Origin of the sequence: Streptomyces sp. NPDC051180, assembly GCF_040689545.1 — a bacterium.
GTDB lineage: Bacteria > Actinomycetota > Actinomycetes > Streptomycetales > Streptomycetaceae > Streptomyces.
The window spans coordinates 251,856-264,383 of sequence record NZ_JBFBBC010000011.1; the positions used below are offsets into that span (position 1 = coordinate 251,856).

Annotated in this window: 14 protein-coding genes; 9 read left to right on the plus strand and 5 right to left on the minus strand. The window is 71.2% G+C overall.

The window, feature by feature from the left end; all coding sequences use genetic code 11:
* Positions 1–54: 54 nt before the first annotated feature.
* Positions 55–507 (minus strand): methylmalonyl-CoA epimerase, encoded by a 453-nt coding sequence (gene mce, locus AB0424_RS21450; RefSeq protein WP_366307705.1) that lies wholly within the window; start codon positions 505–507, stop codon positions 55–57.
* 137 nt (positions 508–644) lie between these two features.
* On the opposite strand from mce, the gene AB0424_RS21455 reads away from it, so the two are divergent.
* Both AB0424_RS21455 and meaB read left to right on the plus strand, forming a co-directional pair.
* Positions 645–1,847 carry an acetyl-CoA C-acetyltransferase gene (locus tag AB0424_RS21455; RefSeq protein WP_366307707.1) on the plus strand — a complete coding sequence of 401 codons (1,203 nt, stop codon included), beginning with the start codon at positions 645–647 and terminating at the stop codon, positions 1,845–1,847.
* 25 nt (positions 1,848–1,872) lie between these two features.
* Complete coding sequence (gene meaB / locus AB0424_RS21460) at positions 1,873–2,829, plus strand: methylmalonyl Co-A mutase-associated GTPase MeaB (protein ID WP_366307709.1); 957 nt, start codon at positions 1,873–1,875, stop codon at positions 2,827–2,829.
* 59 nt (positions 2,830–2,888) lie between these two features.
* On the opposite strand, the gene AB0424_RS21465 is transcribed toward meaB, so the two are convergent.
* From AB0424_RS21465 to AB0424_RS21480, 4 genes are all read right to left on the minus strand, one after another.
* Positions 2,889–3,365, minus strand: coding sequence for a MarR family transcriptional regulator (locus tag AB0424_RS21465; RefSeq protein ID WP_366307710.1), 477 nt, complete (start codon positions 3,363–3,365; stop codon positions 2,889–2,891).
* A 117-nt stretch (positions 3,366–3,482) separates the two neighbouring features.
* Complete coding sequence (locus tag AB0424_RS21470; protein WP_366307712.1) at positions 3,483–4,268, minus strand: AIM24 family protein; 786 nt, start codon at positions 4,266–4,268, stop codon at positions 3,483–3,485.
* Complete coding sequence (locus AB0424_RS21475) at positions 4,265–4,915, minus strand: AIM24 family protein (RefSeq protein WP_366307713.1); 651 nt, start codon at positions 4,913–4,915, stop codon at positions 4,265–4,267. The genes AB0424_RS21470 and AB0424_RS21475 overlap by 4 nt, the downstream gene beginning before the upstream one ends.
* A complete protein-coding gene (locus AB0424_RS21480) occupies positions 4,915–5,553 on the minus strand; it encodes an AIM24 family protein (protein WP_366307715.1) in 639 nt (212 codons plus the stop codon). The genes AB0424_RS21475 and AB0424_RS21480 overlap by 1 nt, the downstream gene beginning before the upstream one ends.
* A gap of 107 nt (positions 5,554–5,660) precedes the next feature.
* On the opposite strand from AB0424_RS21480, the gene AB0424_RS21485 reads away from it, so the two are divergent.
* The 7 genes from AB0424_RS21485 (at position 5,661) to AB0424_RS21515 (ending at position 12,438) form a co-directional block, all read left to right on the plus strand.
* On the plus strand, positions 5,661–6,005 hold the full coding sequence (locus tag AB0424_RS21485) for a DUF3817 domain-containing protein (protein WP_366307717.1): 345 nt from the start codon (positions 5,661–5,663) through the stop codon (positions 6,003–6,005).
* Positions 6,002–6,295, plus strand: a complete 294-nt coding sequence (locus AB0424_RS21490) for an MTH1187 family thiamine-binding protein (protein ID WP_073808485.1) — start codon at positions 6,002–6,004, stop codon at positions 6,293–6,295. The genes AB0424_RS21485 and AB0424_RS21490 overlap by 4 nt, the downstream gene beginning before the upstream one ends.
* 156 nt (positions 6,296–6,451) lie before the next feature.
* Positions 6,452–7,174, plus strand: coding sequence for a hypothetical protein (locus tag AB0424_RS21495; protein WP_366307719.1), 723 nt, complete (start codon positions 6,452–6,454; stop codon positions 7,172–7,174).
* A complete protein-coding gene (locus AB0424_RS21500) occupies positions 7,171–7,854 on the plus strand; it encodes a DUF4166 domain-containing protein (RefSeq protein ID WP_366307720.1) in 684 nt (227 codons plus the stop codon). Before AB0424_RS21495 ends, AB0424_RS21500 begins: the two co-directional genes overlap by 4 nt.
* Positions 7,851–8,531, plus strand: a complete 681-nt coding sequence (locus AB0424_RS21505) for a TetR/AcrR family transcriptional regulator (RefSeq protein ID WP_366307722.1) — start codon at positions 7,851–7,853, stop codon at positions 8,529–8,531. Before AB0424_RS21500 ends, AB0424_RS21505 begins: the two co-directional genes overlap by 4 nt.
* A gap of 91 nt (positions 8,532–8,622) precedes the next feature.
* Complete coding sequence (locus AB0424_RS21510; protein WP_366307723.1) at positions 8,623–10,443, plus strand: cellulose synthase catalytic subunit; 1,821 nt, start codon at positions 8,623–8,625, stop codon at positions 10,441–10,443.
* A gap of 3 nt (positions 10,444–10,446) precedes the next feature.
* Positions 10,447–12,438, plus strand: coding sequence for a galactose oxidase-like domain-containing protein (locus AB0424_RS21515; RefSeq protein WP_366307725.1), 1,992 nt, complete (start codon positions 10,447–10,449; stop codon positions 12,436–12,438).
* Positions 12,439–12,528: the final 90 nt, after the last annotated feature.

A 12,528-nucleotide genomic window follows, 5' to 3' on the forward strand; every position in this document is an offset into this window, starting at 1 on the left:
CCCGACCGGCCCCGGCCCGGAGTCGCCCACTCTACCGGGCCAGGAATCCGGGGGTCAGTGCTCCGCTGAGGAGTGGTCAGTGGACGGCTTGGCCGAGGTGACCAGTTCCGTGAGCACGCCGTGACAGTCCTTGGGGTGGAGGAAGGTGATCCGGGAGCCCATCGAGCCGATCCGCGGCTCGTCGTAGAGGACCCGGACGCCCTGGGAGCGGATGGCCTCGGCGTCGCCGTCGACGTCGGCCGTGCCGAAGGCGATGTGGTGCACGCCCTCGCCGTTCTTGGCGAGCCACTTGCCCACCGCGGAGTCCTCCCGGGTCGGCTCCAGGAGCTGGAGGTAGGAGGCCCCGCCGTCCGAGGTTTCGTTGATCTTGAGCATGGCCTCGCGGACGCCCTGCTCCTCGTTGACCTCGGAGTGGAAGACCTCGAAACCGTACGTGGCACGGTAGAACTCGACGGTCTTGTCCAGGTCGAAACAGGCGATCCCGATGTGGTCGATTCGCGTCAGCATTCCTCCAGTGCACCGCCGGGAAGGTGGTTACGCAACGTGCGCGCCGTCACACCGGCAGGCCGGTGACCCGGCGCGGCGCCGCTCAGTACATTGGCGGTAAACCCTCGTTCACTTCTCATCCCAAGGGGCCGTGCCTCATGTCTGGAACGACCGGTACCACCTCAGTGATCGTCGCGGGCGCCCGCACGCCCATGGGTCGCCTTCTCGGCTCGCTCAAGTCCTTCTCGGGCGCGGACCTCGGCGGCTTCGCCATCAAGGCCGCCCTGGACCGGGCCGGCATCGGCGGCGACCAGGTGCAGTACGTGATCATGGGCCAGGTGCTCCAGGCGGGCGCCGGCCAGATCCCCGCCCGTCAGGCCGCAGTCAAGGCCGGCATCCCGATGAACGTCCCCGCGCTCACCATCAACAAGGTGTGTCTGTCGGGTCTCGACGCCATCGCGCTCGCCGACCAGCTGATCCGCGCGGGCGAGTTCGACGTCGTCGTCGCCGGCGGCCAGGAGTCGATGACCAACGCCCCGCACCTGCTGCCGAAGTCCCGCGAGGGCTTCAAGTACGGCGCGATCGAGATGCTCGACGCCATGGCGTACGACGGCCTCACGGACGCCTTCGAGGGCATCGCCATGGGCGAGTCCACGGAGAAGCACAACACCCGCCTGGGCATCCGGCGCCCCGAGCAGGACGAGATCGCGGCCCTCTCGCACCAGCGCGCCGCCGCGGCCCAGAAGAACGGCATCTTCGAGGCCGAGATCACCCCGGTCGAGATCCCGCAGCGCAAGGGCGACCCGGTGATCTTCGCCAAGGACGAGGGCATCCGCGCCGAGACCACGGCCGAGTCCCTCGGCAAGCTCCGTCCGGCGTTCGCCAAGGACGGCACCATCACCGCCGGCACCTCCTCGCAGATCTCCGACGGCGCCGCCGCGGTCGTCGTGATGAGCAAGGCCAAGGCGCAGGAGCTGGGCCTGGAGTGGATCGCGGAGATCGGCGCCCACGGCAACGTGGCCGGCCCGGACAACTCGCTCCAGTCGCAGCCGTCCAACGCGATCCTGCACGCCCTCAAGAAGGACGGCCTGACCGTCGACGACCTGGACCTCATCGAGATCAACGAGGCTTTCGCCGCGGTCGCCGTGCAGTCAATGAAGGACCTCGGCGTTACCCCCGAGAAGGTGAACGTCAACGGCGGCGCCATCGCCCTCGGCCACCCGATCGGCATGTCCGGCGCCCGTGTGGTGCTGCACCTCGCGCTGGAGCTCAAGCGGCGCGGCGGCGGCATCGGCGCGGCCGCCCTGTGCGGCGGCGGCGGCCAGGGCGACGCGCTGATCGTCCGCGTCGCCGGCAAGTAAGTCACCTACCCGAGGAGCACCGCAGATGGTGGACGTCCCCGAACTCGTCACCCAGGCACGGGCGGGCAGGCCGCGGGCCGTGGCCCGGCTGATCTCGCTCGTGGAGGGGGCGTCCCCGCAGCTGCGCGAGGTGATGGCGGCGCTCGCGCCGCTCACCGGCGGGGCGTACGTGGTGGGGCTGACCGGTTCCCCCGGCGTCGGCAAGTCCACGTCGACGTCCGCGCTGGTCTCGGCGTACCGCAGGGCGGGCAAGCGGGTGGCGGTCCTGGCCGTCGACCCGTCCTCCCCGTTCAGCGGGGGAGCGCTCCTCGGTGACCGGGTCCGGATGTCGGAGCACTCCTCCGACCCGGGCGTCTACATCCGCTCCATGGCGACCCGCGGCCACCTGGGCGGTCTCGCCTGGTCGGCCCCGCAGGCCATCCGCGTCCTGGACGCGGCCGGCTTCGACGTGATCCTGGTGGAGACGGTCGGCGTCGGGCAGTCCGAGGTCGAGATCGCCGGCCAGGCGGACACCTCGGTCGTCCTCCTCGCGCCGGGCATGGGCGACGGGATCCAGGCCGCCAAGGCGGGCATCCTGGAGATCGGCGACGTGTACGTGGTGAACAAGGCGGACCGGGACGGCGCCGACGCCACCGCCCGCGAGCTCAACCACATGCTGGGCCTGGGCGAGGCGCGGGCGGCGGGCGACTGGCGGCCGCCGATCGTCAAGACGGTCGCGGCGCGCGGCGAGGGCATCGACGAGGTCGTGGAGGCCCTGGAGAAGCACCGCGCCTGGATGGAGGAGCACGGGGTCCTGGCGGATCGTCGCCGGACCCGTGCCGCGGGCGAGGTGGAGGCCATCGCCGTCACCGCGCTGCGCGAGCGGATCGGCGACCTGCACGGCGACGCCCGCCTCGACGCCCTCGCCGAGCGGATCGTGGCGGGCTCCCTGGACCCGTACGCGGCCTCCGACGAGCTCATCGCGAGCCTGACGGGCAACTAGGAACACGAGCAGAGGGCCTCTCCGGTGCGTCCGGAGAGGCCCTCTGCATCTCTGTCAGGTCACGGCTTGCCGCGGCGGCCGCGCAGCTGCTCCGCGATCGGCTTCAGCGACTCGTGGAGGTCGCCGAGCGCCTCCCCGCTGAGCTGGTCGATGAAGTGCCTGCGCACCGACTCGACGTGGTGCGGGGCGACCTTGCGCATGGTCTCCATGCCGTCGTCGGTCAGCACGGCGTAGAGCCCGCGCCGGTCGGACTCGCAGTTCTCGCGGCGGACGAGGCCGGCGCTCTCCATGCGGGTGATCTGGTGGGAGAGCCGGCTCTTCGACTGGAGGGTGGCGGAGGCCAGGTCGCTCATGCGTAGCCGCCGCTCCGCCGACTCCGAGAGGTTCACGAGGATCTCGTAGTCGTTCATCGTCAGCCCGAACGGCTGGAGGTCCCGCTCCAGCTGGTAGGTCAGCATCCGCTGGACGTCCAGGAACGTGCGCCAGGCGCACTGCTCGCCGTCGGTGAGCCACGGGGTGGCCGTCTCGGTCTCCATGTATGGATTCTACCTAAGAAGTTGAATTCTTGACGAAGTCTGGGAGCGTGACGCCGCGCACCACCCGCCCGGCGAGGGCGCAGACGTTCGAGGGCGTCACACTCCGCAGACTACCGCTCACAGACCGAAGCGACGCTGGAGGTCCCCGAGCTGGCCGGGAAGGCGCGGTACCGACCCGGGCATCGCCTGGCCGGAAGACGGCGCCCCGTGGCCGCCCGGCACGCCCGCCTGCGCCGGCGGTGCGCCGGTCGCCCGCTCCGCCATGAGCAGCTCGGTCGACTGGAGCAGGACCGTGCCCGCGCCCACGAACTCGAACTGGTGCTCCTCGCCGGAGGTGCCGCCCAGACCCGTCAGCGCCCGGACGCCGCCCATCACGCCGGTCATGTAGCCGTGGTCGTAATGATGGCAGGGCGAGGGGCAGTCCGCCCAGCCGACCAGCGCCTGGGGGTCGACCCGCATCGGGGGCTCCATGAAGACCACCGGACCGTTCGACGCGGCCACGAACTTGCCGGTGCCGATCAGCGTGACGAAGCCCGGCACGATCGACTGCTTGAGCGCGAGGGTGGGCTGGTAGGCGAGGAGGTTGCCCGAGCGGATCGTCAGGTTGCCCTCGTCCAGGTCGAACGAGTTCACGTCGAAGGCGCGGTCCGCGAGGAGCATCTTGCCGCTGCCCTCGGCCACCACCCAGTCGCTCGCGTGCAGCGGCGAGTGGAAGGACGTCCGGACCAGCCGGTCGAGCCTGCCGTGGCCGATGCCGTTGAACTCGATCCGCCCGTAGTAGGCGATCATCTTCCCCTTCTGCAGGAACCACTGGGATCCCTTGAGCTCGACGCAGAAGGTGTACGGGTTGACGTTGTCGTCCGACGGAAGAGTCGTCGGGTCGTGGATCACCGGGCTGCTCACAGCTTCTCCTCGGATGCCTGGACGTACACGGCGCCGCTGCCGCTCAGCTCCAGCTGGAACGCCTCGCCGGAGCCGCGGCCCACCATGTCGCGCCAGCCGAGCGCGGTGGAGAGCTTGTTCCGCACGTCGCCGTGGTGGGCGACGTACGCCTGCGGGTCGACGTGGACCGGGCGGCCCGGGGTGATGGGCAGCTCGATCACGCCGCCGTGCGCCATCACGGCCACCGAGCCGTGGCCCCGGAGCGTGGTGGTGAAGAGGCCCTGGCCGGTCACCTGGCCGCGGACCATGCCCATGACCCCGCCCTGCGAGCCCATGAACATCGTGCCCTGCTCCAGGGTGCCGTCGAAGGCGAGCAGCCGGTCCGCCTCGACGTACAGGGTGTCGCCGGTGAGCGCGATCACCTGGATGTGGTGGCCGCCGTGACCGAACATCACGGTGCCGTTGCCCTCGACGGTCATCAGCGGGGTCGCCTCGCCCGCCACCCGGCGGCCGATCATCGACATGAGACCGCCCTGGCCGCCCGCGATGTTCGGCGTGAAAGAGACGTCGCCGCGGTACGCGAGCATCGCGCCGCGCTGGCTGAACATCCGCTGCCCGGGGATGACGGTCGCCTCGACCATCTTGGAGTTGATCTCGCGGAACGGCATCAGACGTCCCCCCCGATCGTGTTGCGCTCGCTCGGCTGGACGTACACGAGGCCGTCCCCCTCGAAGCGGATCTGGAACGCCTCGCCGCCGCCCTCGCCCATGAGGGTGCGGAAGGTCACACCCGACTGGAAGTGCTGCTGGAGGTTGCCCTGGTGGGCGATGTACGCGCCGGGGTCGACCTGGAGCGGGTACTGCGGGGTCACCCGCAGGATCACCGCGGGGCCGTCGGACATGATCGCCGCCTGGCCCGTCCCCTCCACGGTCGTGGTGAAGAGGCCGTTGCCGGTCGCCCCGCCGCGCAGGCCGGTGAAGGTCGTGCCGGTGCGCAGCCCCGCGTCGGTGCAGAGCAGGTTGCTCGCCTCGACCCAGAGCTTGTCGCCGTGCAGGGAGACGAGGTTGATCTCGGAGGCCCGGTCCGCGAACCAGCAGGTTCCCTGGCCGCGTACCTCCATCACCTCCATCTGCTCGCCGGTGAGCCGGCGGGTGACCATGCCCCGCAGGCCCTCACCGCCGCCGCTCATCTTCTTGAACGCCATCTGGCCGTCGTAGGCGACCATCGAGCCGTTCTTCGCCTTGACGGAGTCGCCGGTCATGGAGACGGCGAGCACTTTGCTGCCTTGGAGTCGGAACGTTGCCACCCGAGGAAGGTACTGGGCCCCCGCCTAAAGAGACAGCAAAGTCGGCGTGCACAATGGACGGGCCCTTGTGCATCCGTTCACAAGATCGAACGAAGGTGACCCCCTCCGTGGACCTCAAGACCGCTTCCTCGCTCCACCGGCTCCGGCTCGTCTCGGCGCCGGAGGCCGTCTCGTTCCTGCTCCTGCTGGTCTGCTCGGTGCTCAAGCGGACGACGGACTTCAACGCGGTGCCGGTCATGGGCGCGGTCCACGGCCTGCTCTTCGTCCTGTACGTGCTGTTCTGGCTGGACGCCTGGAACCGGACCAAGTGGAACGTGAAGACGGCCGCGCTCTACTTCGTCCTGTCGGTCCTGCCGCTGGGCGGCTTCTACGCCGAGCGCCGGCTCAAGCGCGAGGCCGAGGCCGCGGTCATCGCCTCCCGAGCCCGCCGCGAAGGCGTGGTCAACGCATGATCGTCGCGTTCTCCGTGACCCCGCTGGGCGTGGGCGAGGAGGTCGGCGAGTACGTCGCCGACGCCGTCCGGGTCGTCCGGGAGTCCGGGCTGCCGAACCGCACCGACGCGATGTTCACCTCCGTGGAAGGCGAGTGGGACGAGGTGATGGACGTCGTGAAGCGCGCCGTCGCCGCGGTGGAGGCGCGTGCGCCGCGCGTCTCGGTGGTCATGAAGGCGGACATCCGCCCGGGCGTCACCGACGGTCTGACCTCGAAGGTCGAGACGGTGGAGCGCCACCTGGGCGCCTGACGCCGGCCGTGTGCCAGGCAAGCCCCCGGTCCTGATCCCCAGGGCCGGGGGCTTCTTCTCGTCCACCGGTTGAGCGACTGCTCAAAATCGGCTACCTTCCCCTTCAGGCAGTTTTGAGCAGTCGCTCAAAATGCGCGACGAGCAGGGGGAACGCCGATGGGTCTCTACGTCGAGACACGGGTGCGCGTGGACCTGGAGACGCTCTGGGCGTACACGCAGGAACCCGCGCTGCACCAGCGGTGGGACCTGCGGTTCACCGAGATCGCCGACCTCCCGCGTGCCGAGGGCGAGCCCCGGCGCTTCCGCTACGCGACCCGCGTGCTGCCCTTCCTGGCCGTCGCCGGCACCGGTGTCTCCGCGGGGGAGCGCCACCGGGCCGGCGGCGACCGGGTCTCCGCCCTCCGGTTCTCCTCGCCGCACCCGCTCTCGCTCCTCGCCGAGGGCAGCGGCTACTGGCGCTACGTGCCCACCGCCGACGGCGTCCGCTTCCTCACCGGTTACGACTACCGGCCGCGCTGGGGCCGGTTCGGCCGCGCCGCCGACCGGCTCGCCTTCCGGCCCCTGATGGGGTGGGCCACCGCCTGGTCCTTCGACCGGCTGCGGCTCTGGTGCGAGCGGGGCATCACCCCGGCGCGTTCCCGGAACCGCTGGCTGCTCGAACTCGCCGGCCGGCTGCTGCTCGCCGCCGTCCCCTTCGTCCTGACCCGGCTGCCGCTGGGGCCCGTCTCGCTCGCCGCCGTGGCGCTGACCGTCCCCGGACTCGCCGCCGCCGTCCTCCTGCCGCCCTCGTCCCGCGTGCCCGCGGCCCGGCGCTGCCCGCGCACTCCGCCCGCCATCGCCCGGGAGCCCCGGCTCCTCGCCACCCTGGAGCAGCCGTGACCTCGATCTTCCGCACCGCCATGGGCGACGCCGCCTTCGAGCGGCTGCACCCCGAGCTCCAGCGGCGCTTCTCGGTGGGCCTCGCGAGCGGGGAGATGTGCGTCGGGCGGGGCGTCATGGACCGCATCTGGCACGGCCGGGCCTTCGTGAAGCCCTTCCTCGCGCTCGGCGGAGTGCGCAACATCCTGCTGCCCCGGACCGGCCGCGACGTCCCCTTCCGCATCGAGAACGTGCCCTACGCCGACGCGTACGGACGGGAGACCGTCACCTTCGTCCGCACCTTCGACCTGCCCGGCGGGCCCCGGCGCTTCGACGCCACGATGGTCCACAGCCCCGAGCGCGACTGCGTCCTCGACTACCTCGGCACCCATCAGCACCTCGCCAGCGACCTGCACCCCACCGCCGAGCCCGACGGCTCGCTCCTCATCACCTCCGGCGAACACCGCTTCCGGGAGGGGCCGCTGGACCTGCGGGTCCCCGACGTGATCGGCGGCCGGGCCGAGGTGCGCGAGTCGTTCGACGAGCGCACCGGGCGCTTCCGCATCGACGTCCGGGTGGTCAACCGGTACGTCGGCCCGCTCTTCGGCTACCGGGGGTCGTTCACCGCCGAGTACGCCGACGTACGCTCCCGTGGGGTGCGCGCCGGGCTGCGCCCGGTGCGCGAGGAGGCAAGGGCGTGAGCGGGAAGGCCGCGGAGGGCGGGAAGGCGCAGGACGCCCGAAGCCAGGAGACCCGGGAGAAGCTCCTCGAAGGCGCCTTGCGCACCCTCGTCGAGCAGGGCATCTCCAAGGCGTCGGCGCGCGCCATCGCGACCACCGCCGGTGTCAACCAGGCCCTGGTCTTCTATCACTTCGGCTCCGTCGACGAACTGCTCGCCGAGGCGTGCCGGCACGGCGCCGAGCGGCGGGTCGCCCGCCACCGCGAGCGGCTGCGCTCCGTCGGGAGCCTCAACGAACTGCTCGCCTTCGGGCGCGAGATGCACGAGGAGGAACGGGAGGCCGGGCACGTGGCCTTCCTGGGGCAGCTGCTGGCGGGGGCGCAGTCCCATCCCCGGCTGGTGCCCGCCACCGCCGCGGGGCTCGACCTGTGGATCGCCGAGATCGAGCAGGTGCTCGTCCGCGTCCTCGCGGAGACCCCGTTCGCGGAGTTCACGGACCCCGCCGGGCTCGCCCGCGCGGTCGGCGCCTCCTTCGTCGGCCTGGGGCTCTACGAGGGCGTCGATCCCGAGGGCGCGGAGGCCGCGTTCACCGCACTGGAGCAGCTCGGCGCCCTGATGTCCGCCGTCGAGGCGCTGAACCCGGTCGCACGCCGGGCCGTCGCCTACACACTGCGTCGGCAGGGAGGGCGCGGCCGGTAGATACGCTCACTCGGACGAACTCCGGTCGACATGTCGAACGGTGTCCCCTTTCGTGGGGATATCGACCCGTTCGACGACAGCTGGAGGCACCGTGCGGCCGGAAGGCTACGACTACGACACCTACAGCCGACTCGCCGGCCCGCTCACGGACCCGGACCCGGTGGCCTACACGGTGCGGTACCGGAGTCTGCTGTCGAAGGAGCCGCACCGAATACGGGCCGTCCTCCTCATGTGCCTCGCACCGCTGCTCTCCGCGGTGCTCCTGGCCTACCTCGTCTGGCCGAGCCACTGGACCGTCCGCGAGGGCGACGACACCTGGCGCGTGCCGTACGACACCGTGATGCTCGGGTCGATCGGGCTCATCTGCTTCTTCATGCTGGTGAACGTCGTGTCGATCGCCCACGCCACCCTGGTCGCCCGCGACCCGGTGCCGGTGCACGCCGAGAAGGGCACCCGCGTCGCCTTCCTCACCACCTTCGTCCCGGGCAGGGAACCCCTCTCCATGGTCCGCGCCACCCTGGAGGGCGCCGTGCGGATCCGGCACGACGGGCCGCTCGACGTCTGGCTCCTCGACGAGGGCGACTCCGACGAGGCCAGGGCGCTCTGCGCCGGGCTGGGCGCGCACCACTTCACCCGCGCCGGCGTCCCCGAGTGGAACCGGGCGAAGGGCGTCCACAGGACCAGGACCAAGCACGGCAACTACAACGCCTGGCTGGCGCAGCACGGGGACGCGTACGACTGCTTCGCCTCCGTGGACACCGACCACGTCCCGCACCCCGCCTTCCTGGAGCGGATGCTCGGCTACCTCCGCGACCCCGACGTCGCCTTCGTCGTCGGCCCGCAGGTGTACGGCAACTACACCGGCGCCGTCACCAAGGCCGCCGAGTCCCAGCAGTTCCTCTTCCACGCACTGATCCAGCGGGCCGGGAACCGCTACCGCGCGCCCATGTTCGTCGGCACCAACAACGTCGTGCGGATATCCGCCGTGAAGCAGATCGGCGGCCTGTACGACTCGATCACCGAGGACATGGCCACCGGTTTCGAACTGCACCGCAGGAGGAACCCCGCCACCGGGCACTTCTGGCGCTCCGTCTACACCCCCGACGTCCTCGCCGTCGGCGAGGGCCCCGCCTCCTGGACCGACTTCTTCTCCCAGCAGCTCCGCTGGTCCCGGGGCACCTACGAGACGATCGTCCGGCAGTCCTGGAAGGCGCCCTTCCGCACTCCGCCGGGCCGCCTCCTCAACTACACCCTGATGCTCGTCTACTACCCGATGACCGCCGTCAACTGGCTCCTGGGCGTCCTCAGCTGCGTCCTGTACCTCTGGCTAGGCGCCTCCGGCACCCAGGTCTCCACCCGGGTCTGGCTGATGATCTACAGCGACGCCGTCGCCCTCCAGATATGCCTCTACCTCTGGAACCGGCGGCACAACGTCTCGCCCCACGAACCCGAGGGCTCCGGCGGCCTCGCCGGCATGGCGATGTCCGCGCTCTCCGCGCCGCTCTACCTCAAGTCCCTCGGCTCGGCGGTCCTGCGGACCCGCGGCCGCTTCGTCGTCACCCCCAAGGGCGGCGAGGCCAGCCCCGACCGGCTCCTCACCTTCCGCGTCCACCTCGCCTGGGCCGCGGTCCTCGCCGCCTCGCTGGCCGCCTCGGTCCACTACGGCCACACCCACGCCGCCATGCGAACCTGGGCCGTCCTCGCCCTGGCCGTCACCCTGGCCCCGGTCGCCCTGTGGGCCTTCACGGCCGTGCGCGGGCGACGCTCCCTGCGCGTCCGCGAGCAGGCCCGCGCCCGCGCGCGAGCCCGCGGCCTGGCGCACGCCCGCGAGGGGATCGAGGTCCGCGCGGCCGCCACCGCGGTCCCGCCCACCCCCGCCGGCCCCTCGGCCACGACGACCGGAGGGAAGTGAGCCATGGCCCGCCGGCCGTCGAAGAAGTTCAGGAAGCCCCTGCTCGGTACCGCGGCGGTCGGCCTGCTGGCCGCGCTGAACGCCCCCGCCGCCCTCTCCTTCGTGGAGGAGCGGTACCACGCGTACAAGATCGCCCGGCCCGAGTACATGCGGCGGTACGGCTCCTGGGCCGAGGTCGCCGTCCCCGACCGCTACCGGGTCAACGCCATCCACGCCGCGCTCCTGCACACCGGCAAGGTGCTGCTCATCGCCGGATCGGGCAACAGCCAGAAGAACTTCGACGCCGGGACCTTCGAGTCCGTCCTCTGGGACCCCGGGAAGAACACCTTCAAGAAGATCCCCACCCCCGAGGACTTCTTCTGCTCCGGCCACTCCCAGCTCCCCGACGGGCGGCTGCTCGTCGCCGGCGGCACCGCCCGCTACGAGATCCTCGACGGCGAGGTGAAGAAGGCCGGCGGCGGCATGCGGGTCAAGAACGAGAGCCCGGACCGGGCGGTCACCCTCAAGAAGGGGACCGTCTTCCGCTCCCCGTCCGGGGTCGAGTACGTCTCCACGTCCGACGTCACCGTCCCCAAGGCCAAGCGCGAGTTCGAGATCTCGTACTTCGAGAGCGGCCGGATGAAGCCGTGGGAGACCAAGCTCACCGCCGCCGAGGCCCGGGTCTTCGTCGAGGCCCGCGAGGAGGGCCCGCAGGGCCTCACCACCGAGGCCGCGCAGTACGAGATCGTCGGGCTCAAGGGCCGGGCCGCCGACGACGTCTACGGCCTCGCCCAGAAGCTCACCACCGAGAAGCAGGACTTCCAGGGCATCAAGGGCGCCTACGAGTTCGACCCCAGGGCCGAGAAGTACATCCCGGTCGCCCCCATGAAGGACGCCCGCTGGTACCCCACCCTCGTCACCCTCGACGACGGCAGGGTCCTCGCCGTCTCCGGGCTCAACGACGTCGGAGACGTCGTCCCCGGCGACAACGAGATCTACGACCCCGGGACCAGGAAGTGGTCCAAGGGCCCCTTCCGCTACTTCCCCACCTACCCCTCGCTCTTCCTCACCAAGGGCGGCAAGCTCCTCTACACCGGCTCGAACGCCGGGTACGGTCCCGCCGAGAAGGGCCGCGAACCCGGCCTGTGGGACCTGGAGCGCAACTCCTTCACCCGGCTCGGCGGCCTCACCGACCCCGACCAGCTGGAGACCTCCGCCTCGCTCCTGCTGCCGCCCGCCCAGGACCAGAAGGTCATGGTCCTCGGCGGCGGGGGGGTCGGCGAGTCCGCGAAGTCCACCGCCCGCACCTCGATCGTCGACCTCTCCCGGGACGACCCCGCCTTCTCCGACGGCCCCTCGCTCCCGCAGGGCACCCGCTACCTCAGCGGCGTCCTCATGCCCGACGACTCCGTCTTCACCACCGGCGGATCCGAGGACTACCGGGGCCGCGGCGGCAGCGACATCCTCAAGGCGCAGTTCTACGACCCGAGGAACAACACCTTCACCGAGGCGGCCGAACCCACCGTCGGCCGCAACTACCACTCCGAGGCGCTGCTCCTCCCCGACGGCCGGGTCGCCACCTTCGGCTCCGACCCGCTCTTCGACGACAAGGACAACACCAGGCTCGGCACCTTCGAGCAGCGCATCGAGGTCTTCACCCCGCCCTCCCTCCACAGGGCGGGCGCCGACCGCCCCGTCCTGGGGGAGGGGTCCCCGGAGCTCGACCAGAACGGCCGGGCCACCTTCAAGACCAAGGACGCCGGCCGGATCGTCAAGGCCCGGCTCATGCGTCCCAGCGCCGTCACCCACTCCACCGACGTCGAGCAGCGCTCCGTCGCGCTGGGGCTGACGAGGGGACAGGACGGGATGACCCTCACCGTCGAGGTCCCGCGGGACCGCACCCTCGTCCCGCCCGGCTGGTACATGCTCTTCGTCACCGACGACCGGGGCGTCCCGTCCGAGGCCACGTGGATCCAGGTGGAGGGCGAGTCCCCGGCCGGGGAGGACGCCGGCTAGGGCCTGTCGTCACATTCCCCTCTGCCCCGCGACGCCTGGCACGCGCTCTCGCCGCACCGGGCGAAAGCGCGAGTACGCCCAGTACGAGCA